This is a genomic window from Paenibacillus nicotianae (assembly GCF_042681745.1).
In the GTDB taxonomy this organism is placed as follows: domain Bacteria; phylum Bacillota; class Bacilli; order Paenibacillales; family Paenibacillaceae; genus Saccharibacillus; species Saccharibacillus nicotianae.
This window is the reverse complement of sequence record NZ_JBHUGF010000010.1, coordinates 863,426-890,323: the sequence shown is the minus strand read 5'-3', so window position 1 is coordinate 890,323 and position 26,898 is coordinate 863,426. Positions and strand designations below refer to the sequence as shown.

General features: G+C 39.4%; 19 protein-coding genes and 1 other annotated feature. Of the genes, 4 read left to right on the top strand and 15 right to left on the bottom strand.

From position 1 onward, the window contains the following. Positions 1–2: 2 nt before the first annotated feature. Both ACFSGI_RS08155 and ACFSGI_RS08150 read right to left on the bottom strand, forming a co-directional pair. On the bottom strand, positions 3–941 hold the full coding sequence (locus ACFSGI_RS08155; RefSeq protein ID WP_204823648.1) for an ABC transporter permease: 939 nt from the start codon (positions 939–941) through the stop codon (positions 3–5). 293 nt (positions 942–1,234) lie between these two features. Continuing rightward, positions 1,235–1,993, bottom strand: coding sequence for an SDR family oxidoreductase (locus tag ACFSGI_RS08150; RefSeq protein WP_204823647.1), 759 nt, complete (start codon positions 1,991–1,993; stop codon positions 1,235–1,237). A 236-nt stretch (positions 1,994–2,229) separates the two neighbouring features. Between ACFSGI_RS08150 and ACFSGI_RS08145 the strand changes: the two genes are divergently transcribed. Continuing rightward, entirely contained in the window at positions 2,230–2,823 is a 594-nt protein-coding gene (locus ACFSGI_RS08145) for a TetR/AcrR family transcriptional regulator (protein WP_204823646.1), read from the top strand. On the opposite strand, the gene ACFSGI_RS08140 is transcribed toward ACFSGI_RS08145, so the two are convergent. The 7 genes from ACFSGI_RS08140 to ACFSGI_RS08110 all read right to left on the bottom strand — a co-directional run bounded on the left by ACFSGI_RS08140 (position 2,820) and on the right by ACFSGI_RS08110 (position 17,570). Continuing rightward, entirely contained in the window at positions 2,820–3,056 is a 237-nt protein-coding gene (locus ACFSGI_RS08140) for a bacteriocin immunity protein (protein ID WP_204823645.1), read from the bottom strand. The two genes, ACFSGI_RS08145 and ACFSGI_RS08140, sit on opposite strands and share 4 nt — an antisense overlap. A gap of 22 nt (positions 3,057–3,078) precedes the next feature. Then, entirely contained in the window at positions 3,079–4,941 is a 1,863-nt protein-coding gene (locus ACFSGI_RS08135; RefSeq protein WP_204823644.1) for a cache domain-containing sensor histidine kinase, read from the bottom strand. After that, a complete protein-coding gene (locus tag ACFSGI_RS08130; protein WP_204823643.1) occupies positions 4,938–6,608 on the bottom strand; it encodes a response regulator transcription factor in 1,671 nt (556 codons plus the stop codon). Before ACFSGI_RS08130 ends, ACFSGI_RS08135 begins: the two co-directional genes overlap by 4 nt. A 6-nt stretch (positions 6,609–6,614) precedes the next feature. After that, positions 6,615–7,979, bottom strand: coding sequence for a glycoside hydrolase family 140 protein (locus ACFSGI_RS08125; protein WP_379282906.1), 1,365 nt, complete (start codon positions 7,977–7,979; stop codon positions 6,615–6,617). Between the two features lie 150 nt (positions 7,980–8,129). Further along, positions 8,130–11,330: a glycosyl hydrolase gene (locus ACFSGI_RS08120; RefSeq protein WP_204823642.1), complete on the bottom strand. Its 3,201-nt coding sequence runs from the start codon at positions 11,328–11,330 to the stop codon at positions 8,130–8,132. Between the two features lie 70 nt (positions 11,331–11,400). Further along, entirely contained in the window at positions 11,401–14,118 is a 2,718-nt protein-coding gene (locus tag ACFSGI_RS08115; RefSeq protein WP_204823641.1) for a glycoside hydrolase family 2 protein, read from the bottom strand. A 155-nt stretch (positions 14,119–14,273) separates the two neighbouring features. Continuing rightward, positions 14,274–17,570, bottom strand: a complete 3,297-nt coding sequence (locus ACFSGI_RS08110) for a chitobiase/beta-hexosaminidase C-terminal domain-containing protein (RefSeq protein WP_204823640.1) — start codon at positions 17,568–17,570, stop codon at positions 14,274–14,276. 339 nt (positions 17,571–17,909) lie between these two features. Beyond that, positions 17,910–18,153: a binding site (T-box leader), on the top strand. A 115-nt stretch (positions 18,154–18,268) separates the two neighbouring features. On the opposite strand from ACFSGI_RS08110, the gene ACFSGI_RS08105 reads away from it, so the two are divergent. Continuing rightward, the gene (locus ACFSGI_RS08105) at positions 18,269–19,444 is read left to right on the top strand and encodes an aminotransferase class I/II-fold pyridoxal phosphate-dependent enzyme (protein WP_204823639.1); all 1,176 of its coding nucleotides are present in this window, start codon (positions 18,269–18,271) and stop codon (positions 19,442–19,444) included. Between the two features lie 47 nt (positions 19,445–19,491). Here ACFSGI_RS08105 and ACFSGI_RS08100 read toward each other — a convergent pair whose 3' ends face one another. Further along, entirely contained in the window at positions 19,492–20,658 is a 1,167-nt protein-coding gene (locus ACFSGI_RS08100; RefSeq protein WP_204823638.1) for a saccharopine dehydrogenase family protein, read from the bottom strand. Positions 20,659–20,705: 47 nt separating this feature from the next. Beyond that, entirely contained in the window at positions 20,706–21,449 is a 744-nt protein-coding gene (locus ACFSGI_RS08095) for a class I SAM-dependent methyltransferase (RefSeq protein ID WP_204823637.1), read from the bottom strand. 151 nt (positions 21,450–21,600) lie between these two features. Between ACFSGI_RS08095 and ACFSGI_RS08090 the strand changes: the two genes are divergently transcribed. After that, positions 21,601–22,722, top strand: a complete 1,122-nt coding sequence (locus ACFSGI_RS08090) for a helix-turn-helix transcriptional regulator (RefSeq protein WP_204823636.1) — start codon at positions 21,601–21,603, stop codon at positions 22,720–22,722. 105 nt (positions 22,723–22,827) lie between these two features. Here the strand turns inward: ACFSGI_RS08090 and ACFSGI_RS08085 are convergent, their stop codons facing one another. Then, a complete protein-coding gene (locus ACFSGI_RS08085; protein ID WP_204823635.1) occupies positions 22,828–22,998 on the bottom strand; it encodes a hypothetical protein in 171 nt (56 codons plus the stop codon). A 209-nt stretch (positions 22,999–23,207) separates the two neighbouring features. Between ACFSGI_RS08085 and ACFSGI_RS08080 the strand changes: the two genes are divergently transcribed. Next, complete coding sequence (locus tag ACFSGI_RS08080) at positions 23,208–23,543, top strand: hypothetical protein (protein ID WP_204823634.1); 336 nt, start codon at positions 23,208–23,210, stop codon at positions 23,541–23,543. 11 nt (positions 23,544–23,554) lie between these two features. Here ACFSGI_RS08080 and ACFSGI_RS08075 read toward each other — a convergent pair whose 3' ends face one another. The 3 genes from ACFSGI_RS08075 to ACFSGI_RS08065 all read right to left on the bottom strand — a co-directional run bounded on the left by ACFSGI_RS08075 (position 23,555) and on the right by ACFSGI_RS08065 (position 26,841). Further along, positions 23,555–24,436 (bottom strand): carbohydrate ABC transporter permease, encoded by an 882-nt coding sequence (locus tag ACFSGI_RS08075; protein WP_204823633.1) that lies wholly within the window; start codon positions 24,434–24,436, stop codon positions 23,555–23,557. Positions 24,437–24,466: 30 nt separating this feature from the next. Beyond that, positions 24,467–25,351, bottom strand: a complete 885-nt coding sequence (locus ACFSGI_RS08070) for a carbohydrate ABC transporter permease (protein WP_204823632.1) — start codon at positions 25,349–25,351, stop codon at positions 24,467–24,469. A 167-nt stretch (positions 25,352–25,518) separates the two neighbouring features. Next, complete coding sequence (locus ACFSGI_RS08065; RefSeq protein ID WP_204823631.1) at positions 25,519–26,841, bottom strand: ABC transporter substrate-binding protein; 1,323 nt, start codon at positions 26,839–26,841, stop codon at positions 25,519–25,521. Positions 26,842–26,898 lie beyond the last annotated feature (57 nt).

The following is a 26,898-nucleotide window of genomic DNA, read 5'->3' as shown; positions in this document are numbered from 1 at the left end:
GATTATATAATACTTTCGCCACGTACCCGTTTGGATAAGCTATTGATCATAAATAACAGAGCAATACTGATCACCGATTTGAACATACCTACAGCAGTCGAGTAAGGGTAATCATTGGTGACCAATCCAAGACGATACACATACAGGTCAAGTACTTCGATTTTGTCAGCAACCATAATATTGTTAAATACCAAATATTGCTCAAACCCTGCTGATAGCAAATTACTAACTGCTAGCAAAAGCAATACAATAAAAGTCGGCATAATATTCGGAATAGTAATATACCAGATACTTCGTAATCGTCCGGCTCCATCGATTCGGGCTGCATCATATTGTTCTCCATCAATTCCTACAATCGCAGCAAGATAGATGATCGCATTCCAACCAATCGTTTTCCAGATTAACAATAATGTCTGTACTAACCATACATGATCTGGATTTCCCAATACATTAAGTGGAGTATCGCTTAACCCTAGTCGATCAATAGCTGTATTAATCGCTCCTTCAGAACTAAACATACTGAAAGCCAACGAGAATACAATAATCCAACTAATATAGTTCGGTAATGTAGTGGTTGTCTGAATAAGACGTTTGAAAAAGCCATTACGCACTTCTGATACCATAATCGCCAGTACTAAGGGCAAAGGCGCAAATAAAATAGATAATACACTCAAAGCTAATGTATTGATCATCACTCTTCCCATATCGCGATCATGTAACATTTCTCGGAAGTGTTCTAATCCTACAAAAGCTGTCTGGCTCAGCGGTATACCTGGCTTATAATCAAAAAAGGCATATACCCAACCAAATAACGGCACATAACTGAAAGCGATTACAAAAAGAAGAAAAGGAATAGTCATAAGTAATAAACGGATTCCATCGGCATTATATTTCCGCCTTTTGATCTGAACGACTTTTTCTTTTTTATACGTGATATCCATAGCGGAACCCCCTTCGATAGATGACTGTTGAGTGCATAATCTACAGATTCAATAAATGTGTAAATATCGTTTGCTTGCTTTTAATAGTAAAGGTATTGAAGCACAGACTGAATGAACAATCTGTAGATAGAATTGAATAATATACAGATATGGCTTCGCTATTCTTGAATCATTTACAGATGAAGTTGAACAAATACAACACAAAAAGCATTCCAGATCTACTCTGAAATGCTTTACATGATATGACTGCTTAGTATTTAGTTAGATAGTATCCTATTGTATATCATTTAACCTTAATAAGCCGTCCATCCAGCATCAGCTACAATAACGGTTCCATTTACAAAACTAGCATCTTCTGAAGCCAAAAATAAAGCCACTTTAGCAATATCTTCAGGCTGACCATTTTTGGGATTTAAGCCCATACCAATCATCGCTCTCTCCATTCCAAATGGATTCGGTTCACTAATTGTACTGCTAATATTCGTAGCCACACCACCCGGTGCAATCGCATTACAACGTATTCCTAATGGAGCATATTGAAATCCGATATTTTTGGTCAAACCTACAACCGCATGCTTAGAAGCTGTATAAGCTGCTCCTGCTCTTGATCCATTTAATCCACCTGCTGATGCGATATTGATAATAATCCCGCTTTTTTTCTCTGTAAAAATAGGTAAAGCTTGACGAACAGTTCGCATCGTTCCGGTTGTATTAATAGCAAATACTTTTTCCCATAATTCATCGGTCACATCGGCTGCCGGTACAAAGTTATCCATGATCCCTGCATTATTTACCAGAATATCCAGTGTTCCATAGTGTTCGACTGCTGTTTGAATAAGCAATTGGACTTGATATTCTTGAGTTACATTGGTCGCTATAGCAACAGCTTCGCCACCTTGAGCCAAAATATCATCAACAGTGACTTGCGCTGAAGCTTGTTGAATATCAGAAACTACCACTTTAGCGCCTTCCTGTGCGAACAACAAAGCAATCGCTCTACCCATTCCTGAAGCGGCTCCTGTAATAACAGCAACTTTATTTTCCAGTCTCATTCTGATTCCTCCTGCGATCTATAGCTTCTCATATTAATCAACATCTGTTGGTTAACAAACATCTGTTATAATCATCTTAAAATCTACAACATAGACATGCAATCAGCAAAAAAGAAGCATTATGTTCAAAAATAAACAGTTGCTAGGCTGAATGTTGATTATCTGTTGCAGAATCGATAAAATCACAGATTACTCAGTGATAGATTATAAACTTATGCCAAAGGAGAATCGCTATAATGGATCGCCGGGTACGTAAAACCAAACAAGCACTAACAGATGCGTTATTATCATTATTGCAAACAAAAGAATTTCGCAGTATCACTATTACCGATATCGTAACGATAGCAGACGTGAATCGTGGTACATTTTACAAACATTATACGTACAAAGAAGATTTGCTCGATGATATCGTTGAACGGGTGATTATCGATCTTAAAGATTCATATGAAGAACCTTACCGCCATGTGAGTACGTTAATTATTCAAGAAATGGTAGCATCAGCTATCAAGATTTTTGATCATGTAGCTACTCATCGTAATTTTTATCAATTGATCACCCATTCCAACGCTTTACCCGGATTTCAGCAACGTATTTGTTATGAATTGCAACAATTGTGTATGCAGGACATGCGCAATGCAGAAGCGATTCGCGCGATGAATCAAGCAGGAATAGATATCGATCTATATGCTAGTTATCAAGCTTATGCTATATGGGGGCTTATTATTGCCTGGATTCAAAATGACTTTCAATACAGTGCTCATTATATGTCTGAACAGCTATTACAGATTATTACGCAACAAAGTGGTCATCGTAAGCCTGCCCCATCTTAACATCTAGTATTAGACGGAGGTGGCAAAATGATAGGCTGATAAGCTAAAGCTTCATCTACAATTTGAGTCGCTGTCCAATCTTCTTCATTCCAGAAAATAAGATTGCTGATCTCAGGATGTGATACTTGTTGCTTTACCATCGTTAGCCATTCATCAATCTCTGCTTCACTGCCTTCTGCGTTCATAATACGTTCAACCCATTCTATCAATTCGGCTCGCGAAAGTTGACTCATATCGATTCGGTTATCCTTTCTGTTAGACGATACGATCTGTATCGTCTAGTAATCGGGGCAAATGAATAGTAACCTCTGCTCCATAAGGAACTTGAGGCAATTGAATACCATAATCTTTGCCGAAATATAGCTGAATACGCTTATTTACATTATACAAACCGACACCGCTGCTATATTCTTGTTGTTCCGAAGGATAGCTATCTCCGGTCTGTAACTGATGATTTAATTGTTCACGCATCTGTGGATCGAAGCCACGACCAGAATCAATTACGGAAATCCAGAGATCATTGTTTTGTTCATACACTTCTATCGCTATATCGATCACGTCATCATCCGGTCTGCCAGATTTGGTCGAATTCTCAATCAATGGTTGCAAAATAAAGCGCGGAATCCGATAGTCCAAATACGACGGCTCAATATCAAATGTAAATGTAATCGTATTGTCAAAGCGATAATTGATAATTTTGATATAATTCTCCAAATAATTAATTTCATCTCGTAGGCAACACATACTATCTTTACTTGCAAAGACAGGACGCAAAATATTGCCTAATGCTACTACACTATTGACGATATGATCTGCTTGGACTGCTGAAGCCATCCAACGAATCATATTGAGTGTATTGTACAAAAAATGCGGATTAATTTGATATTGTAACGCTTCAATTTCTAATTCACGTCTTTTCTCTTGAATCTCATTATTGCTACGAAGCAACTCTACAATACTAAGCGACATCTCGTTAAAGCGCCGCATTACCATGCCAAATTCATTATTAGGAATTTTTGTAAATGTTACTCCTAATTCTCCCTGACTGACATTTTTCATTTTATGAGCTAATAAATGAAGCGGACGAATTAATTTACGTAACCAAAAATAAGTCGCACAAAAAATGACCAGAATACTTAACGAGAATACGATTACCATGATCCGTTGTACTGAAGTAATCTGCTCTGAAAATAACGTCAATGGCACCTCACGTACCAGATACCAATTAGCATCTTGCAGTTTGTAATAGACTATCTGTAGCGGTTCATGATCACGTGTAATATCATAACTACCAAAATTAGCATCATTGTTTTGCATCGGGCTATACGCACTTTGTGTACCTACTTGTTCCGCCCGATTAGCTGAAATGATTATGCCTTGCTCATTAACAATATACATATCTCCTTCAGCCATATCGAGAGACGCTGCATAGGTGGAAGCCAGATACGTTTCATCAATATTAAATACCAATGTAGCATTGGTACGCGGTTCATAAATAGGTCTTACTCCACGAATCAAGCTCACCAGATTGCCATTATGTTGATCAGCCTCATAAGGATTGTAATAAGATTCTTTGATTCCGCCTTCGATAATCAGATTAGGAAAAGCTTGCTTGGCTTTCTCATATCCGCCAGATTGAAAAAAGCGATCTGTCCATGCTTGTTCTCCATGTACCAGTGTCTGCGTTGTATTGCCTCCTAATGCACCCCGCGTATCTGAAATGATATAGATAGAATGAATGTAGTTATAATTGCTAATAAAATTAGTGATCCGTCCATAAATCGCTTTTTTCAAATCAATCATATCGATTTCAGTTGTCATATTCGTATTTTGAATATAGTTCTGTACATGATCATCTAGTAAAAAAAGCTTGGATAAACGATCCACATCTCCTACCAGACTATGAATATTATGATCCAGTTGTTGGAATTGTTGTAACAACAATTTTTCATTTTGTTCTTTGATCAATCCCAACATAAATGAATACAGCGAATACGATGCGATCGAAAATACTATAATGCTAAGCGCCATAAAAAAGACGATCAACTGCGTACCTAAATGTTGTACTTTACCGATTTTTTTGATTTTCTGTATATTATGCCAGCGTCGCTTGTTCATGACGAGCCTTTAAGAGATGCAGATGATGAAGATGAATGATTTAGAGTAGAAGTTTGTTCTCCTTGTGTCCAATATTGACGGCGATATTCATTGGGATTCAAACCGGTTACCTTTTTGAACACTTTACTAAAATACGTATATTCTGGCGAAAATCCGACTTGAGCTGCAATATCATATGATTTGAGCGAAGTACCGACTAATAACTCTTTAGCACGTTCAATCCGGTAACGATTAAGATAATCGATAAAAGTGATCTGTAATTCTTTTTTGAACAAATTGCTCAAATAACCAAAACTCAAATTCACATGTTCAGCCACTTGTTGCAAGCTAATATTTTGAGTGTGATGTTGCTTGATATATTGAATCGCTTTGGTAATTTCACTGCTCATATGCATCATTGTACGAGATTGCTCTACAACTTCTGACAGATACAACTGAATTTGTGTAAGCATTTCAGGCAATGTATCACATTGTTCTAATTGATCGGTAATATTGAACAAAATCGTTTTTTCATTTTGATGATAATCATACAGACTGGTACTGATCCATTGTATTAATTGAAATAGCAAATGCTGTATAGAGCGCCGATCTGCATACAGATGCTCATGCAGAATACGTATATAATCATCGTATCGTTCTTGCTTCATCGGAGATAGTAATTCACGTAAAGGACAATATAGACGAATCTGCTCTAATCGAGCTTGAATAGGGGCAACATCTATACGCTCTTGCCCTGTATGATACAATCCTGTACCTGTAAGAAATTTATGTTGCAACCGTTCATGAGATTCTAAATACAATCGAGGAAGTGATTTGTAAGCGTTATCTATTTCGCTAATTCCAAAAGAAACAGAACTGTTGAAATACGTTCCAATTACATGTTGTACCCGTTGTAAAATCAATACGGTCTGCTGACGAATCTGTTGCTCGGACAATATGTCTTCAAAGCTTAACAATACAAGATAATGAGTCTCATCAATATACAGACTTTCTCCTTTATGAAAAGCAGTCGTAATTTCATTTAACATATTAAGCAATGTCATTTTGATTAGATGCCCGTGTTCATCTTTAAATTTTTGCTTTAATTTGGAATAATGATCCACTTCCATCATACAAACAACCAGTCGTATCGGAGACAACTGCATCTGACTCTGGACAGCAAATCGTTCAAATTCTTCGACAGAATAGATACCATATAACAGAAAATCTTTAATATACTTTTCTTTGATTAATTCTATATTGGAGGGCAATAATGAAGGGCGATCTTCGACTACTCTAGCACGTTGTTGATGATCTAGTTCATTACGAATCGTCTGTAATATCGTTTGAATTTCTTCTTCGGTCATTGTGAGTTTGAGGATATAACCGGATACTCCTAAAGACATAGCTTTACGCGCAAGTTCAAATTCCTCCAGACAAGATAAGACTACGATTCGAGTCGATTTATCCTCTGCACGCACATGAGCAATCAATTCCATGCCGTCCATTTTGGGCATTCGAATATCGGTAATAATAAGATCAGGACGTTCTTGATGATACTGCTCCCAGGCACTCTGCCCGTCTGGAAGATCAGCAATCACCTGCATATTGAACTTGCTCCAGTCCACTGAATTTTTCAAACCAATGCGTACAAGCATCTCGTCTTCTACAATCATAACTTTATACATGCAACCTCACTCCTTACGTACAGAATGAATATATAACACCCAATCTTGACCCCGTCCACTGGATGGAGCTGCAAGCGTCTGTACTCCATCATTCGCCACGATATCGATCGGATATAATTGTCCGGTTCGTGGACAATACCAGTTCAGACTGACTTGATCTGTATTCAGGATACCTAATCTTACTTTAACATACAGACCTTGAGGACAATAGACTAGAATATAATCGATACCACGATTAGCGACTTGATAGTTAGCCCCTGCAAAGTTAGCTGTTACTATCGATTGATCAGGTACACCTGTCACAAAATCAACAGATTGCATCAATTTGCGCAACCATTTCATCTGTTCAGCCCCAGGACGAGTTAGTGCTTGTTGCCAGGACATGATAATAAAGTCACCGACTTGATCAAATGCCGTAGAATCATACATCCCATCACTCATACACCATACAGAATGATGCCCGTACGTATACCCTAGTGAACCAGCAAGTACAGCATAATAAGCAGTCTGTCTAACATCTACTTCATCAAAATATCCATTACTAGCTTGAAAATCTATCGGAATATCTTCATAACATGGTTCTGCTTCTAATGTAGGCTTGATCGGTTGTAATTGATAATCATGTTGTATCATCACATAATTATTACGTACACCTGCGGCATGACCGGATTGAATCATATGAAAGTCTACCCATGATTTGGGATGCACATATTGAGATGAAGAAGCAGAACCTTTAGGATGAAATGTGATCAGATGTGTATGATCATCCCCTGCTTGTAACCCTTCTGCGAGACGATCAATAATCTCAATATGATGAGGTTGATCCAGTGGACGATCGCCACCAAGCACCCAGACGATATTAGTATCATTTCGATAACGCTCTCCTAACCATTTCCCGTATGTATAAGCATTGTCTGCTGTAAATATTTCTGGCCCTTTTCCCCATAATTGATTATATTTATCGCCCCATGTCGGTAAGAAAGCAATATATATGCCGAGCGTAGCCGCTGTATGTACAATGTAATCAATATGATCCCAGTACGAGTATTCTCCTGTAGTATCAGGCAGACAAGGATCGTATGCCCCTGCTTCATTTATAAAAAAAGGGATTCTTTGATACGCATTTCCTGTGGTTATCCCATCAAGTTCAGCTAAAGCAACAGCTTGAACCACATTAAAACCTTGCTTCGCCCGGCACGTCAAATACATCTTTGCCTGCTCTCGATCCAAGCGGTGAAATAACTCCCACGCAGTATCGCCTAACCAGAAAAAAGGTGTACCATTTTCCAGTGTTACAAACCGCTGATTCTGACTGACTTTCAAACGCGACATCTGCGGGATAGATTGGTGTTCATTAGATATTTCGCTCATAACTATAGTGCTCCTCTCAAACTCAAACTCAAACTCAAACTCAAACTCAAACTCAAACTCAAACTCAAACTCAAACTCAAACAAAGGGTGCAACCGCTGGTGTATGATTGCAACCCTTTTGTTTGAACTATTGTATGCACGCTATACTATTCATAATATAGAAATAACAGGATTGCTGGTTAAGCCAAATGCCACCATACAATAACGTGGTGTATAGATATGTTCAGTATCGATATCACCATCTGTCCAGCTTGGTGTATCTTTAAAACTATCCGGCCCAACCATAGTTAACTCACCACGAATATGATGATGTGGCCCTAACAGATTACGACAACTGGAATATAATTCGATGACCACTTCATTTTCACCACTATGCACATAAGGAGTAATCTCTACCTCATAAGGCGCCCACAAAAAAGTATGCACTTCTTGCTCGTTTAACCATAACTTGGACAATACAGCATCAGGACGATCCCATTGAAAATAGATTCTTTGATCCGATGTATATTCAGGTAAAGTCATAGATTGCTGTAATTGTATATTACCTGCATAAAATAAAAGCCCTTGTGTTGTCAAATCTCCTGTTTGCGCTGTATAAGTCGCTTCTTGTAATACAAACTCACCATACGTATACAGACTATCATTGCTATCTGTTGCGTATTGGTACGGGGTCAGGCTATGCACATCAAACTCTCCCAAAATATAAATACTTTCAATCTCTGCTTCATAACTCAACTTATTGCTTTCTGATTCAAATACTTGTGCTCGTGCTACTGCATCAAATGTTGACTGCGAATTTTGGAAATGACGTTGTAAAACGATCTGATTAATCCCTTTATGCAAATGATTTTGAATATTGATTTTGCGAAATGAAATATCTCGCCACCACCCACAATCCTGATGATCTACAGATGTTCCATTGATCGTAATACGATAATGATGAGGTTGTTCTAGTACCAGATACATGTCTTGACTCACTTGAGGCTCGTACTGTAGCTGTACTTCAAAACACATACCGATCTCAACAGCTCGACCTATATTTACTAATTGATCTTGTAAAAAAATAATCGGTTGTGGTTCGCTCCATTCATCTCCATCGATCTGTAATCGACACTGATCTAAAGTGAGACTATTTAGATCGCTTCGCGTCACTTGCCAGTTAGCATCTATTTCCACAATATACGGGTCGTCAACAACAGCAGGAGAATGTAGTGACAAATCAACCGTTGGTAATAGATCGGTTACTCGCTCATCTGGTAATATGCGGAATAGATAAGATTGAGCAGGTGCAAATGTAAGCTTGATATTCATAGTATGACTATGACTTGCAATGCTTGTCGCATTAGATACAGTATCTATATCTCCTGTTTGAAGATGAATCTGCTCTATATGCCCCTGATAAGGAAATTCAATTTCTACCGTATAGCTAGTAGTACGATTAGTATTGACGATATAGTATAAATCATATTTTTCTAATGTACTTCGTTGTGTCAGAATTGGTGAATGATTAGGAGCAGATAATGATATTGTCTGTTGCTGTGAAGATACGACCGGTGTGATCTGATGAAGCTTGATCGTAGCAGATAGTCGTTGATCCAGCTCATCCGCTATCATTTCTCGATCTATCTTCAATACTGTCACTTGCTGTTCGAGTTGGAGCAGACGTTGATCTGATTGTCCGTCAACCAAGATAGGTAATGTACCTAGTGCAATCGCCTGTCCTCCTTGCTCTAACCATGATAATAACAAGTCTAATGTCGTATTCGCTATCGTCGTCATCGGCGGTAAAATGACCAAAGAATATGAAGCTTGTCCTATAAGTAATTGCCGATCTTGTATACGCCCATGATTAGCTATAATCGATTCTGAACCGTAATCATGACTGCGCTGAAGTTCACATAGCCATTGACTGATTTGGACAAAATCTTGATGTATCTGTTCGCCCTCCGTATTGATCTGATCATTATAAGCAATCCATGAGGAGCGAATAGGATGTACCAACAAGATATCGATATGCTTATCACTTTCAGCCAGTAGCATCGAGAGTCGTCCAAAATAATCATTAAACTTATGATATTCTTCCCACCACGGTTGCTGATAATACAATGAAGGTGGATAATCCCGTTTACGAATCCCACGCAAGCTATATCCTTCCAAATGCTGACACATCAAATTAACACCATGTACATATTGCCATTCTGCAATCCATTTTAAATCTGCAAAAGATACATTCCATCCACTACAGCCAAATGTTTCAGACAAAACAAATTTTTGACCTAATTGATGGGCAACAGAACTTACTTGCTTGGGTGTTAATGGATGATCGATTCCTCTGCCTAACCAGTCAATTCCCGGAGTCTGCATATACTCATAAGAAGCCATAGCATCGCCAACCGAACCGACTTGAGCGGTCAAATGATCTTCACACACCACATGACCGGTCAAGCGAATATTTCGTTGTTCACACCAATCCCCGATTTGCTTCATAAATGATTGACTGAATAGTCGGGTAACCAGTTGCCAGAATTGATAGCGAAATGTTTCATAGCCTTGATGCTCTTGAAAAAGAAGAGGTAATTCGGTCAGAAGCGAATATCCATAAGTCTGTTGAAATTGCTGTTCTAATGTAAATGACCACGGAATCTGATAACGTCCATATTGAGGTTCATCGGTAAATACACCTGCAATCGCTTGTCCAAAATGAGTTGCAAATTGTTGATGATATTTCTCATACGTAGATTCAATAAAAGCCTGTACTACTTGAGTATCTAACGTATCGATATAGTATGGATTGACTTCATAATAAGCCCGATATTGTGCAATCTCTTTGTATTGTTCATCCAGAACAACCCATTGTCCATTTTCGATGCGATACCATGCAATCGTATGATCATCCTGTGTATGACGATTATCTTGTGTGGATAATGGTTCTAATTTCAGCCATTTTTGCTGATAGTCCAATCCTAACTGTGGCACGACTCCATCAGCGAATCCGCTAGGCCAACCATTTTCGTCATAACACCAGACATTCATTCCTAATCGTTGCCCTTCTTCGATGCCTGCTCGAATACATTCCATCCAGCGTTCGCCCATATAAGGTGTTTCTAATCCTGCACGCGCATGCATAATATATCCACCTAAGCCAGCGGCTTTCATTTCACCAACTTGTCTACGAATTTCTTGCGGATCCAGATCATCATTCCATGACCAGAAAGGAATCGCTCGATACATACTTGGCGGATTCTGTAACTTATCAAATATAAATACAGAGGATTGCTGATCTACACTATGCTCTGCTGCTTGATTAGTTGGTATGTTGTTATTAGGATCTATCCATGAAGACCGGTTCATCTATATCTCCACCTTTGGAAGTTATCTATCGATTAATCGTACATACTATGCAATAGACTATAATGTATTGTTACTGAACGTTATTGAAATGAAGGGTATTACTATTCCATGCTTTTACTTGCAGAAGACGAGTATCGATTACACCGATCCAGCGACTTTCTCCAGCATCCAACCAGAAAAAATTATCACTCGCTACAAATATAGCTGATTCTATATCTTGTGATTCGCTGTATAACTCTACACCTACTGCGGGTACATTCCCTGTATTTCTGACTTCAATCTCATATAGAAAATCAGCAGAGGAATGAGATTGTGGTAACTGAGATTGGCGAATCTGACCTAATGTTAATGAAGTCTGTGGTAAGTTCCATAGCACTCCCTGACGATCCGCAAAATGCAACCAGTAAAAGGTGCGACATTTCACTTCATGGCTTTGCATAATTTCAGATACGATCAACAGAGCGGACTTTTCTAATGGGGCATGTTGAAGTTCAATCGTACCTATAGGATACACCGATGGCACTTTGCCTTCGTGTTGCCAGTGCTCTGCTTGGATCACCTGTAATTGCTGATCATACACGCGTACTCCAACTGCCCATGAATCATCTAATACACCTTGATCATCTAACACATAGACAGGTAATGACTGATCTTCATGAGGACTATTTAACTTGTTAAACAACACTGAAGCTAACAAAGGTTGATAGGCATCCTGTGTGAAATAGTGCGACATTTTGGGTACTCCATACCAATCAATCGTTGCCCAGGATACGCCGATATATACATCATTTAATTTATAAGTCACTACACCAATCTCATCTGGAAAATGACAGCGAGCAGATTCCATTTTATGACGTAATGAAGTGACTTGAGCAAGCTGTGTTCCGATTACAAAGTGCTCCAAACGATCACACACAATAAAAGAATCTGCAAATTCTGATAAAATGCGTAACTCATCCCGTGTATCAAAAGCAGGCAGATGATGGTAAAAGCTTTTGCCCGGTAGCGGTGGCCATTGTTGCTGTTCTTCTTCCGGCATATAACGCAATACCGATTCCAAATTAGGCGCAGATGCTAATCCAAATTCACTAAGCATAATACCATCTAAAGTGGCATAGTAATCAAAGCTATATGAGGGTGTCCATCCATTCCATACAATATGATCATGTGTACTTCCACCCCATGGATCTGTACGGTGAAAAGGTCGAGTATTATCAAGTTCTATACTGTAACGTCCCATCATCTGGATAGCGGGATGATCCAGTTCTGTACTGGTTTCATTGCCTCCGCACCACATCACCAGAGAAGCGTGATTGCGCAAACGTAATGTATTCAGACGTACCGTTTCTTCTAAAGCATCCTGCGGTTGACGTGCATGACTTCCCCAGCAAGTCGGCCACTCCTGCATCACCATAATGCCTTTGCGATCACATAGATCATAAAAATCATCCGTCTCTGGAATGCCACCACCCCATGCACGTAAAAAATTAGTATGCTGTTGAGCCGTCAAACTCAAAAAATGATTATACCGTTCTCTTGAAAAATCCATCAAAGCATCCAATGTACACCAACCACTGCCTTTGATAAATACAGCTCGATCATTGACTGTTAGTGTCCAGTTATACATATCTGCTTGCTGACCGGAAGGTAACGGTTTCATTTCGATATATCGCAGACCAAAGGTAATCTCTTGCTGATCGATCAGTAGATGATAGGGCTTGGTTGTAGTGTCTGCTGACGCTGGAATGTCTGGAATAAATGTCAGTTGTAATCGGTACAAATACGGCTCGCCCATATCTAACGGTGACCATAAATGTGCATCAGGAATGGTTAATTGTAAATGTACATCTCGAGTATCATAAAGTGATAAACGCTCTTGAACCGATAGATCCGAATCCTGTTGAATCGTTTGTTGGAACTTAATCGATTGTCCTGCAAAATTATCAGGAATAATTTCACCATAGAGAACACCTTTATAGGAGGATTGCTGACTTGCTAATGTGAAAGCAAGATGAATCTCTCCTTGTTTGGCTTGAGCTGTACTTTCCACTTGAACAAAAGGATGTTGTATCTGGACTGACGGAACAGCTTCAATCCGCACAGGACGCCAGATACCGACTGCTGGTAAATTCACATAGTGCCACCCGTAATTACAATTAAATACAACAGTGGACTCCCAGATATTCCACTCATTTCCGAGTGGCGCTGGATGCACTTGAACTATCAATGTATTAGACGATTGCAACAGCGAACCAAGATCATATGTTGGCCCACCAAATGCTCCTTGATGATCACCAAGATGAGTACCATTTAACCAGACATCGCATGATGGAGACACACCTTCAAAGATCAAGCGGGACGAAGCAAAAAGAGCCATATCTTCGATATCAAATGTACAGCGATACCACCATGTTTGGTGACTATACATTTTAGCTTCATCTGCATGTTCTCCAAAAGAAGGATCATTTAATATACCTGCTTGTACCAATCCTTGATGAATACTGCCCGGTACCGGCACTGAAATTATAGATTCCCACGATTGATAGATTCTTTGTTCAGCTTCACCGCCTTGCACCATTTCCCAGTTGCCATCTAAATCGTATTGTGGAGCTTTCTTATACGATGGGTTGACAGCATAAGTAGATATAAAATCATGCCCTATATCTGAAGAAGGTTCTGCTAAAGGTTCTACTATTATTCTCTCACTAGGTATATCCCATGGTGTACGTGTAGCAGCAAAGCTTTGTCGATCTTGATCATCAAGACTGCGAACTTGCTTGATATTCATAATGTGATTCTCCCTCTTGATAACAACAACCGATAAGACGAATAGATATCGATAGTCTTATCGGTTGTTGATCATTTATCTAGATAACATGCTATTTGCGAAACAAATAATATTTCAAAAAAATACTTTATTACGTATTTTCTTGGATACACACTCTATTTTTGAATGAGTTTTACTTGATCGATAAAAGCAGTATTATCGCCAGTAGATGTTGTAGCTACAAATTTGATAACATGCGCGCCCGCAGTAACAGCAAAGTTATTGGTAGTATACGATGTGTATGTGCCTGCTGTAGGTGAATATGAGCCGACCACTTTGTTATCCACATACACATCAAATGTTTGTGTTCCTCCTAAGCTGGTTCGTTTGGCTGCTTGAAAAGTCAATGCGTATGTTCCGGCTGGAAATGTAATACTTTGACTAATCGATCCTGCTACTCCACCATCGGTTTTGAGGTAGGCTGTCTGTACACCGTCTGGAGCATTAGCGGCGGGATTAAATACACTCCCATTATGCTGAATACCTGAACGTGTACTGAACACCCAATCACTTGTAAAAGGCCCTACTTTGGTATTGGTTGTTGCAGGGCTCTCAAAGCTTGCATTGGCTATCACTGCTTCAGGATTTTGCGGTGGTGTTGGTGTATCGCTGGCTAACTGGATCGACACTTGATCAAGAAATGCTGTATTATCGCCTGTTGTAGTTGTAGCTACAAAACGTATCGTATGCTTGCCATTGGCTGTAAAAGCATTGGTCGTATACGTTGTGTAATTGCCGGATGTAGGAGCATAAGATCCGATCTTTGTCTGATCTACAAACACATCAAAAGTCTGTGTTCCTCCAAAGCTGGTTCGTTTAGCAGCTTTGAAGCTAAGCTTATATTCACCTTGTGGGAAGTTCAGTTGTTGCGTAATACTACCAGATACGCCTCCATCGGTTTTGAGATATGCTGTTTGTTGTCCTTCCGGTGCTGTAGTTGCTCCAAACGCGCTACCATTGCGTTGAACGCCAGACCGACTATCGAATGTCCATCCACTGGTAAATGGCCCTGTTTTGGTCGTGGTTACAGTTGGCTTTTCAAAGCCGGTATTATAGATAGCTACAACAGGTGTCTGCTCGGGTACATCGTTCGTATAATAACAACGCTTCGGTACATTAGGCGTTGGATCACCACCAAAAGATTCATCTGTACAAGCTACACCATTTGTAAATGTGCCATATTTGAATAATCCATCTGCTCCATACGCTACACTGGCTTGACCTTCAAAACTACATGTCCCTCCTTCATACATACAGAATTGATAACCTTCCGGCCCTGTGCTATTTTGCAATATTTTATACAATGCTGAAGTAACCCCGGAAGCTGTTAATCCTGATTTAAAGGCTTTCGCTTTGAACACTTTCGTTCCGCCTTCCGGTAAAATTACAGGCTTGGTATACAGACTTGAAGAAGTAGTAGGTACACTACCGTCCAATGTATAGCGAATCTCTGCTCCTGCTGTGCCTGTTTTTACAGTTACTGCTTCAGAAGTATCATATACGCCAGATTTCAAACTAAGTGTTGGTGCATCTACTCGGCTTCCTATTGATTGTGGAATCACTTTGATTAGAGCAATTCCATATCCATTAGGATCTGCTACACTTGTCGCTTTGATAGCTACTAATTTCTCGGTCGTTACATCAGGAGGAGAATAGACTCCTGTACTGCTAATCGTGCCATTGCCTGATCCGACAACACTCCAGGTCACATCTGTTGATGCGGAAGCCAGTGTATTTTCTTCGGACGTGGAAGCATACGTATTTGCAGTGGCAGTAGTCATATCATTGTCATCATTAACAATACGCTGTTCTTCTTTCGCATTTACGTCATTTTCGGTAACGGATACTGTAGAGTCTGTAGTATACGTATCTGCTGCTACCGTTGTATTGCCATAACTCGCATCAATCACTGTAGCATTCAGTGTTACTGTACTGCCTGAAGACACTGTGGATTCGATCGGTGTCATTTTCACCTGTGTCTGTGGTTTCGCTGTGGTATAAATAGAAACGTTATACTCGTTATTGATTGTAGAATCAGTGAATGATTTAGTAGCCGCAAAAGATTTTTCTACCGCTGGCAATAAAGCATTACCGTCACGCTGTACATCATCTTGATAATTCATTTTGTAAAATGTTTTGCCGATCGTTGTTGTTCCAAAATCGAACGTAACATTTTTACTTTGTCCGCTTTTGGATTCCAATACAATTGTATAATTACCATCTTTGGCTTTGAAAGCAGCAGCACGAATATCGCTGGCTCCACCTGTATTTACTGCCAGTACTTGACTATGTTCAGGTACATATCTAGCTAACAATCCCGCAGAATAATACGTTTTGTTAGGCTTCAATCCTAGCGGTAATCCATCCCACATCGTATAACTTCCATTTGTATCTCCATCAGGATCAGATGTCCATGCTCCATTCAGTTGCCACATCAGAGCTCCTTGCAGACCATCATTAGCAGCACGAATCACTGAATTAGCAAAGCCTGAATCCCAATTGCTTGCATTATCATCGCCCCATCCAAATTCAGTCATAACAATCGGCTTGGAACCAACTGCTAATTTGCGCTCTGCGATCCGCGCTCCCAAGTCGCTATAGCTGGCTCCGTATACATGGAACGTATACGCATCAAATACATCATCTGCATTTTGTTTCATGTATTGCGTCCAGTCGAGCGCCCCTGTTTCTTCCGGGCCCCATAACTGAATTCGATCACGTAATCCATCTGCTTTTAACTGCTCACTAACTGCACGAGACATTTGAGCAAAATATGCTTTCTGATCGGTAGGTCCTTCAAAATCCCAACTTCCATTAGGTTCATTATAAAAAGTCATATATTTGATATTGTCATATCCACGTTGATTGATTAATTGGTTCAGCAAAGCCGAAGCCGAACGAGCATAAGCCGGTAGATCGGTAGGTGCACTAACATACGGATCTTTTAAATTAGGAAAGTTGAACCAGCTTTGGATACTGGAACCGACTTTCCATCCAAAATTCAATTCCACTTCAGTTCCTGACGCTTTTAGGGCATCAATATACTGGTAAAACTTTTGCATTTTTTCACTATTCCATGTGTATGTGCCTTTACTTGGTTCCATCCAGTCCAATTGAAACCAGACACGAGCTACTTTAGGTTGAAATTGATGAATCCGTTGTGTATCCATTGCCCAATAAGCATCGTTATATCCATATTTAGCGCCTAGTGCCATTAGATTAGTTGGAATAATATTGACACCTATTCCCAAAAAGTCAGACTGCACTACATTTGACGGATTAATAGTCACTGTGCGGTTAACGTCTGCTGAGGTGGCTGCAAAAAGAGGCTTTTGAAAACAAGGCAGTAAAAGGGATAAGATTAAGATCGAAATTCCTATACCACTGCACACCGATCTTGCTTTTTTCTTCATCCTGTTCTCTCCTTTTATGATAAGAATAACAAACGGTTCGTTTGTAAGCTTCTTAATCATATTACAAAGATAGCGCTTACAAATTGAATAATTGTTAGAATTATTTGAATAATCTACAGATGCATTTGATTATTTCTTCACAAACTATTGAATAATCTAACGATAAACTTGAACAAACTACGATCCTACTCCTGTAGCACAGATTCTTATTTTCAAATTCAGGTATTGCAATTCTAAAAAAGAGGGATTATACTAAGCCTACGATTTTGATCGATCAATCGCTAATCGTTTTATCTATTGCCTATTATGATTTCACTTATAAATAATGACGAAGTATATACACATTCTATGACGAGAAAGAGTATGCTTGTCATCTGATCTACAGAGAGTTGGGTACGGTGCAAACCAACGTTCAGATGCTAGCTGAAGCCATCTCCGAGAAGCAGGCTGAAATAACCAACTAGGTGCTGCCGCATGTCCAGCGTTAACGGGAACACGTATTGATAGATACGTAGCAGAGTGTCACTTTGTGTACGCAAAGTGGAACTAGGGTGGTAACACGGGTAAAAGACTCGTCCCTTTTTAGGGACGGGTCTTTTTTGTTTTCTTTTCTATCATCCTCTACTGCATCTGATACGTGAACAGATAAATATTTACTTGAACATTCACTATACCAAGACTTTTGAGGAGGAACACACATGACAACATCAACCATTGGCCAATTTTTAACCCCTTCTATCCAGCAAATGCAACCTTCAGGTATTCGCAAATTTTTCGATTACTCATCAGAACGTACAGATATTATTTCACTGGGTATCGGTGAGCCTGACTTTCCGACACCACGTCTGGTACGTGAAGCTTGTGTTCGAGCGCTAGAAGAAGGCAGAACGACGTATACTCATAATGCAGGATTGCCTGAATTACGCGAAAGTATCGCTGAATATCTGCATACAAATTTCAATGTTCATTATAACCCTGCACATGAAATGATGGTTACAATTGGTAGCAGTGAAGCGCTGGATTTGGCACTACGTGTATTGATTAACGAAGGCGATGAGATTCTTGTGCCTGCTCCTTGTTATGTATCGTATTCTCCGATCACCAATCTGGGTGGCGGTGTCGCTGTTGAAGTAGAGACATTTGCTCAAGATCATTTCAAATTAACACCAGCTTCTTTACTTGCAAGTCTGACACCACGTTCCAAAGTCTTGATTTTGAGCTATCCAAGTAATCCGACAGGTGCAATCATGACCTACGAAGACTGGTTGCCGATTGCTAAGATCGTCGAAGAACATAATCTAGTCGTAATTACAGATGAAGTATATGCAGAATTAACGTATGGACAAAAGCATGTCAGTTTTGCAAGTCTACCAGGTATGAAAGAGCGTACCCTATTACTTAGCGGCTTTTCCAAAGCTTTTGCAATGACAGGTTGGCGGATTGGATATGCTTGTGGCCCTGAAGAATTGATTCAAGCGATGCTCAAAATTCACCAGTATACAGTGATGTGTGCACCAATTCTCGGTCAGATTGCTGCACTTGAATCGCTCAAACCGCATGGTCTGGCTGCAAAAGATGAAATGATGGCTTCCTATAATGCTCGCCGTATATCTTTTGTACAAGGATTGCGTCAGATTGGGCTACAATGCCATGAACCACTTGGTTCCTTTTTCGCTTTTCCTTCTATCGCTCATACCGGTCTGAATTCAGAGCAATTTGCACAGCGTTTGTTACAAGAAGTCGGTGTGCTGGCTGTACCCGGTACTGCATTTGGTAAAGGGGGCGAAGGATTTATACGTTGTTCTTACGCTACATCCTCTGTCCAACTGGATGAAGCTTTAGAACGGATGCGCCAATTTTTACAAACTGTATAATCCATATCCTTTATCTGTAGATGATCAATCATGATAGAACTGAATCATTAGAGTTCAGTTCTATTGATTGCATCGTTATCGATACCCCACTCTATATTTACTCTTTTCTGTAGACGGTTGATTATATCATTCCAGTCGATTTGTTGATGGATATGATATATTCCATTATTCATCTTCGATGTATATACCATTTCTGCTACAATAGCAGTCACTTCAGCAGTAATCGTAGACTGATTATATCCTGTTAACCAACCGGATACAGTTACTGATTGACCTTTGTAAAGTCCAGTCGCTTCGGCTTTAATACCATACCGCTCACTACCAAGATGGATATGATTAAATAAAGAAATGATAGCTTGACGTATCCATGAGATCGATAACAAACGGAAAAATCCAACTTTCTGTAAGCCAGCAATCATACGCGTAATACCTGATGAATCAAATCCAAGACGTGTAGATATGGTAGGTATATCTGTTGTTCTCGCTAGCGCTTGTTGATCTGAAAATGGAAAACGATATACTTTTTGAAAAGGTAATGCTTTGCCAAATGAAACTGTTCGTCCTTCGGTAAAACTATCAACTTCGCTCCATTCTCCTTGCTTTTTCACCGGAAAAGATGTACTCATCTGATCGACTGTCCATTCGATCGCTGCTTGACCATGATGTTCTCCTAAGCCCAATAGAACCGATAACTCTAGTTGATGAATATGATCTAATGGAGTATAGACATGCTGTGCCAATAGATTGGTTAATCCAGGCGCCAGCCCTACACCAAGTAAGGCTGTTGCTTGCCATGAAGCCGAATTCCATTGCTCTAACAGATAAAGAAAAGAATCTTTAGCCGAAATATCAATATAATGAATACCTGCACTCAAACAATATTTCACCCATGTAGTATCGTTCTGATCCAGACACATAATCACTACTTTGACTGTTGACCATTGATATAGTTCTTCAAATTGTGCTTGAATATGAGGATCGACCGAAGCATCGAATGTGGTCGTAGAATCTTCTGTTACTCTGGCGGGATGTTGCTGAATATCCCATTGTAATGGTTTTACTTTTCCTTTTGTGTTACGGCTAAATTGTTCTGCTCGTACTAGACTTCTTCCAGCGGCATAGACTTGATCTGGAAATACTTCACTTAATCGCTGACAAATCTTCTGCCCTACACTCCCATATCCACCTACAACAACAATCTGATCTTTTTTCACCGTTTACACCCCTACTATTTATCGCTACATCGATCTTTTTCTATGATTTATGCTTTGATTGCACACCATGCTTGAATCAGAAAGCTTCCAAAATAAGAAGTAATCGTAGTCCATCCACTTTTTTTTAACAATTGTTCTACTTCTATAGAAGATATGGGAAAAGATTGTTGACCTATCGAATCAGCAAATGCTTGCCATTCGTCTATTGGAATCTGTTGATTTAACATATGTTGTTTCCAAGCTTTCATTTGCCAGAGAAAAGCGGGACTTTGCGGTTTACCGGTGATACAAGCTATACAGATCGGCGCTCCTTTTGGCATATGTTGTGCAATTTTGCGTAACAGCTCTAGTTTTTGATCTCGCTCTTTTATAAAATGTAGTACTAATAAACAGGTAGCTGCATCATAGGTAACCGATGAATGTGTAGGTATATCATCTACAGTTCCTTGTATCCACTCAATAGATGCTGTAATGCCCTGTTGCTTCACTCTTTGCTTGGCTATATTTAACATTTGTTCTGATAAATCTATAGCAGTGAACCGCCACTCAGGATGTTCCGCTCCCAGAGTGACAATCTCCTGTCCTCCACCTGCTCCAATAATTAATACTCGTTTTTCTTCGGTTGAAGCAGATGAATAATAATATTCTGTAGAGGTCTGCGATTGCGTATGAAGTAAATGTTCTGTTAGCCTGTATAGATACTCATAACCTGGAATCTTACGATGTATACGCTCTGTATACTGCTCTGCTATCGGATCATTCCAGCTCATTGAGGTAGTGGAATTGGTCATAGTCGTACTCCTTCTGGTATAATCGGTAACTATTATTAAGTATATAGAGTTATCCTAAGATCACTATCCCAGAAAGATGGGATTTATATCGTACACATGAACCAATATAGAACTTGGTTGAAAAGAAATCTAACAAAGGTAGGCGATCAGTATGAATACACAGACTTACATGCAAAAGCTTGACGAATTAGCACAAGGTTCTTACTCTTCCTATGCTTATATCCACTCTCTATTGGAAGAATTAAAACCAATTATTCCTTTTGCAGGTGCTTGTTGTACCAATATTGATCCGTATCGCTTGCTGTCTACAGGAGCAGTAGTTGAACACAATATCGAATCGATCCATCAGCAGTTGTTAGCTTATGAATATGGACATGAAGATATTAATCACTACGATGAACTGGTTTATTCCGATCAACCTGTAGTGACATTACATCATATGACAGAAGGTCAACCCGAGCAGAGTTCGCGGTATCGAGATATTTTAGAGCCTGCTGGATTTGGAGATGAATTACGGGCAGCTTTATTGTATAAAGGTAAGTGTTGGGGATATTTGACCCTTTTTCGGAAAAAAGATCAATTGTTATTCAGTGAACAAGAATGTCGTGTATTAAGCGAGATTACTCCTGTGATTGCCCGGCATTTACGTCAATTCAGTCTTATTCTTCCTTTTGCAAATGAGATCAAATTACGTTCGCCTGGCATTATGATGTTCTCTGAACAATTAGAATTGTTATCATCCAATTCTGATAGCCAGCACTGGTTAGACTTATTACGTCAGCATGAAGGAATGACCGAATCTGTACTTCCACGCCCTATTCTTGCTGTCGCAAGTATGGCATTAGCTGATTATAACCATGCAGAAAAAAAATCATGTGACGATCAAGATCGTCTTTCGGCGAAGAATGCACCGATTCAAGTATGTGTGCCTGTACGGCAACACGATTATGTACACATTACAGCGTATGGATTGTATGGTAAGACCACAGGCATTCAGTTGATGATAGCGATCCAATCTGCTTCTCCGCTTGATATTGTGCCCTGGATGATGGAAGCTTACGATTTGTCTGTACGTGAACAGCAGATCGTCGATCAGGTGATCGAAGGATTATCTACACACAAAATTGCTAACATTTTGCATATTTCACCTTATACAGTGCAAGATCATCTCAAATCTATTTTTAGCAAAACAAAAACGACCAGTCGTAGAGAACTGATCGCTCGTCTATTATCCCGCACAGCAAGCGCAAAGGATCATATTGTATCTTTGTAATTATCAAATCACGCTATGATAAGTAAATATCTTATCAATATAGAATACGTTTAAACGAACATGATTTGGCTATGCAATAACCATATTCTAAATAGTCATTTTCGCTTATTTCCAGACTGCGGTAATATGCTTGCTTTTGCGTCTCAGGTATCGTTTGAATGCACTTTCGCTTTTGCGAGTTGCCAGTGTCTGCTTCACACCTTGCATTAGCAATTTATAGCGCCAATCATCATCATGACTAATTTTGTGTAATTCGTCCAAAAATTCTTCACTCATTGGTATCACTCCAGTTCCAAAATATGAACTCTATACATATAATATACCCAATGTATATGAATTCTTTATGGAAACTAGCTTAAAAGAAGCTGAAAAATAGGTGAAAAATTGCAACTTATTATGATGATGTGTGTATATGATTCAATAAACTTGCTGATTATCCGATATATAGTACGGAAGATATACGAACATAATCAGGAGGAATAAGAATGGATACATACCCACCTTATCAAGATCCTTACCGAAAAGAAGGTCGCAATCGTTTTGGATTGGCTTTGACTTCTTTTATTTTGGGGATCATTAGCTTTTTCACTTCTTTTATGAGCTTTGCTATTATTGGAGAATTTGGACAAGAAGCTAGCGGTTTTTTTGATGTATTGCTTGCTTTAAGTGCATTTGTAGCGCTTGTGTTGCTTATTCTTGTACTCACATTTAGCATCATTTCGATTCGTACTACTCATGGTAGAGCTTTTGCTATTACAGGGCTTGTATTAGGATCAGTTCAGATCCTTTTTGCTCTTCTACTGGTATTTGCAGTCCATTAAGTCTATAGGCATCAACCTTTGATCGCACCTTCAGCCATTCCAGCTAATACTTGCTTATTGAAAATAGCGAATAATACTACAGTTGGGATGGTAGCGATCATAATTGCAGCAAACATCGGTGCATAATCAGTTGTATATTCGCCTGCAAAACGGGTTAGTCCAACAGGAAGTGTTAATTTGTCAGGATCAGAAATAAAGACAAGTGCTAATAACAACTCGTTCCACACCCCGACAAAACTTAGAATCGTTACTGTCATCAGAGCCGGCTTCGAGATCGGTATAACAATTCGCCAAAAAATACTATACACCGTACATCCATCCATAACAGATGCTTCCAACATTTCTTTGGGAATACCTGTAAAAAATCCGCACAATACCAGTACAGCCGCTGGCAATCCAAATGAAATATAAATCAGGATTAGGCCAAACTGCGAGTCCACTAATCCGACTTTGGTAAAATATACAAATAGTGGAATCAATGTTGCATGAATCGGCACCATCATCCCTAGTAAAAAATAAACAAAAGTCGCTTTAGATAATTTCCAGCGCAACTTGGTGAGAGCATATGCTGACATCGCACTAAATACCAGTACAGCGACCAAAGTAGCGGAAGAAATCCAGACCGAGTTCAGCAGATATCTGCCTGTATTGCCTGTTGTCCAGGCATTCCAATAATTACTCCACATCCAGTGTTTTGGCAATCCCCATGGATTGGTATAGATTTCAGGTGTTTCTTTTAACGAGTTAAGCAATAACCATAACAACGGATAGACGTAGAAAATCGCTACAAAACATAACACAGCATAAATCATGATTTTACCGATCGGAAAAAAACGTCGTGTCTCTACATTGGTTTGCCGTTTGGTTGTCTCTACATAAGGCGAAGATTTCATCCTTCCTGTTCACCCCCATCACTATTCGATTTAATATTCAATACTTGATTTGCGGAAAATCATATTGATCAGTATCGTTGCCGCCAGACACATCAACAGCAAGATGACAGATAAAGCATCTCCATATCCGTATTCAAATTGGCGGAACGATCTACCATACAGATAAGATGCCAGTACCTGTGTCTGATTAGCAGGGCCGCCACCGGTCATTACAAATACCAGATCAAAGAACTTGAGTGAACCAATTGTTATCAGAATCGTAGTCACTTTCATGATCGGTTGTACGAGTGGAATCGTCATATGCCAGACGACTTTCCAACCTACCGCCCCATCGATTCGCGCCGATTCAAAAATATGTGCAGGAATATTCTGAATTGCCGCAATATAGAGAATCATCGTATACCCAAGATATTGCCAGCCGACAACAAAAGACACCGCCCACATGGCTGTATCCGGTTGAGATAACCAATCATTAGCCAGCGAGGACATTCCTAGCACTTCTAACAATTTATTAAGCATGCCGATTTCAGGATTATAGATAAAGCTCCACATCATCCCTACAGCTACACTAGAAATAACAGCTGGGAAAAAGAAAATATTTTTAAACCATTCTTTACCTTTGATCGAACCTGTAATCAAAATAGCAAGCAAAAACCCAAGTCCTTGCTGAATAACCAGACTGACAAATAATAAAATCATCATATTTTTGATACTGGTAAAAAAGACTGAATCTCTGGTAAACATACGTGTGTAATTATCCAGACCGATAAACTTCATCGGACTAATCACATCCCATTTGAAAAAGCTAAAATAAATCGAAGCGACAATCGGAATAAATACGATTGCTGTATAAAGTAGCAATGCAGGCAACAAAAATAAAATAATTGCTGACTTATTTCCTAGCATCCGTTCCATGATTTTCCGCCTTTCCAGAACTACTATCTTGTCTAATGCTTACTTTGTATATCGTTGAGCTTGCTTATAAGCAGTAAGAAATCACTATACATTAGGTTTTTTATGTTCATCCCCTGATGATTATGATTTCTTACTGTATCTTTTTGTAATAATAATTTTCCTGTTTCTTATTCTTTGTTATCTTGAGTGAATTGTTCTAGACTTTGAAAAGCTTCTTCCGGTGACTGCCCTGCTAATATCGCTTGAATGGTTGTATTGTATTCATCGCCGATCTTCGCACCCAGACCTACATCGTAGAAAATAAACATGCCTTTCATATCAGACATTTCTTTTTGCAAATCTTGAGCGACTGCGGGCACTTTGTTTTTATCCAGCTTCACATTGACTGCTGGAATATCTCCATTTTCTTCTGCCAATTTGGTCTGAATATCATTGCTTGTCCAGGCTTTGATATATTCCAGAGCAGCATCTTTATTTTTGGTATTGGCACGAATCACTAGATTGTAACTAGGTTGTCCTAACCATGTGTTTAGATCGCCTTTACCACCTTCAAATGTAGGGAATTTGGCGATTCCTATTTTCCCTTGCACTTTGGAATCTGCTGCTTCTACAGAACCAACAGCCCAGCTTCCCATTACGAACATTGCTGCTTCACCGTTTTTGAACATATTGGTGATTGCAGTATTATCAAGTCCCAAGAATCCAGAAGGAAAAGCTCCCATATCTCGCAATTCATTCATTACATTGCCTGTCTGAATATACGAAGGGTCCATCCATGTGCCTGTTCCTTCCATCAATTTGTTAAATGGTTCGTCTCCACCGATTCGATTGGCTACCATTTCGCTAAATAGAGCACTTGTCCAAGATTCTTTGGCGCCAAAAGCAAATGGGGTTACACCATTATCTTTAAGTACTTTGATTACATTTTTGAGTTCTTCGTAAGTAGTTGGTGGAGTCAGGTTATATTTAGCAAAAATTTCTTTGTTATAAAAAAGAGGCACTGTCGCAAATGCTGTCGGGATTGCATACACTTTATTATCAAATGTCAGTAGATTGAATGCACCTGAAGTAAAGCTGTTTTTCCATTCAGGATCAGCGTTCAAAATTTCGGTCAAATCCATAATTCTACCGGAGTCTGCATATGTTTTTAATTTACCAGCCGCATGGCTAACAAATACGTCCGGCCCTGCATTAGCGGCAAGCTCTGCATTAAGCTTCGGATAATAACGATCGGTTCCCGGAATATGCTGTACTTTCATCGTCGTTTTTGCATCTTTACGTTCATTGTATTCTTTAGCTAGTTGTTCCGACATCTTATACACATAGCTATCTGCATTTTGCCAATCGTAGATAACAGTTTCACTTGTACCTGCGGTAGAACCTGATCCTGTAGACGATTCTGAACTATTCCCGCATCCTGCAAGTACACTGCTTAATACAAGAACACCTGTCAACAAGCCGATACTTTTTTTCCAATACCCCTTTGTCATGACTCTTTTCATCCTCTCAGGCTTTCGGTATAGAATACGCTTTCATCATATAAGGTG

Excerpts from the sequence above, each read along its gene's own strand:
- ACFSGI_RS08140 (WP_204823645.1), bottom strand. The coding sequence starts at position 3,056 with ATGAGTCAACTTTCGCGAGCCGAATTGATAGAATGGGTTGAACGTATT.
- ACFSGI_RS08070 (WP_204823632.1), bottom strand. The coding sequence starts at position 25,351 with ATGGAACGGATGCTAGGAAATAAGTCAGCAATTATTTTATTTTTGTTG.
- ACFSGI_RS08130 (WP_204823643.1), bottom strand. The coding sequence starts at position 6,608 with ATGTATAAAGTTATGATTGTAGAAGACGAGATGCTTGTACGCATTGGT.
- ACFSGI_RS08065 (WP_204823631.1), bottom strand. The coding sequence starts at position 26,841 with ATGACAAAGGGGTATTGGAAAAAAAGTATCGGCTTGTTGACAGGTGTT.
- ACFSGI_RS08135 (WP_204823644.1), bottom strand. The coding sequence starts at position 4,941 with ATGAACAAGCGACGCTGGCATAATATACAGAAAATCAAAAAAATCGGT.
- ACFSGI_RS08075 (WP_204823633.1), bottom strand. The coding sequence starts at position 24,436 with ATGAAATCTTCGCCTTATGTAGAGACAACCAAACGGCAAACCAATGTA.
- ACFSGI_RS08080 (WP_204823634.1), top strand. The coding sequence starts at position 23,208 with ATGGATACATACCCACCTTATCAAGATCCTTACCGAAAAGAAGGTCGC.
- ACFSGI_RS08120 (WP_204823642.1), bottom strand. The coding sequence starts at position 11,330 with ATGAACCGGTCTTCATGGATAGATCCTAATAACAACATACCAACTAAT.
- ACFSGI_RS08125 (WP_379282906.1), bottom strand. The coding sequence starts at position 7,979 with ATGAGCGAAATATCTAATGAACACCAATCTATCCCGCAGATGTCGCGT.
- ACFSGI_RS08085 (WP_204823635.1), bottom strand. The coding sequence starts at position 22,998 with ATGAGTGAAGAATTTTTGGACGAATTACACAAAATTAGTCATGATGAT.
- ACFSGI_RS08110 (WP_204823640.1), bottom strand. The coding sequence starts at position 17,570 with ATGAAGAAAAAAGCAAGATCGGTGTGCAGTGGTATAGGAATTTCGATC.
- ACFSGI_RS08145 (WP_204823646.1), top strand. The coding sequence starts at position 2,230 with ATGGATCGCCGGGTACGTAAAACCAAACAAGCACTAACAGATGCGTTA.
- ACFSGI_RS08105 (WP_204823639.1), top strand. The coding sequence starts at position 18,269 with ATGACAACATCAACCATTGGCCAATTTTTAACCCCTTCTATCCAGCAA.
- ACFSGI_RS08090 (WP_204823636.1), top strand. The coding sequence starts at position 21,601 with ATGAATACACAGACTTACATGCAAAAGCTTGACGAATTAGCACAAGGT.
- ACFSGI_RS08150 (WP_204823647.1), bottom strand. The coding sequence starts at position 1,993 with ATGAGACTGGAAAATAAAGTTGCTGTTATTACAGGAGCCGCTTCAGGA.
- ACFSGI_RS08095 (WP_204823637.1), bottom strand. The coding sequence starts at position 21,449 with ATGACCAATTCCACTACCTCAATGAGCTGGAATGATCCGATAGCAGAG.
- ACFSGI_RS08115 (WP_204823641.1), bottom strand. The coding sequence starts at position 14,118 with ATGAATATCAAGCAAGTTCGCAGTCTTGATGATCAAGATCGACAAAGC.
- ACFSGI_RS08155 (WP_204823648.1), bottom strand. The coding sequence starts at position 941 with ATGGATATCACGTATAAAAAAGAAAAAGTCGTTCAGATCAAAAGGCGG.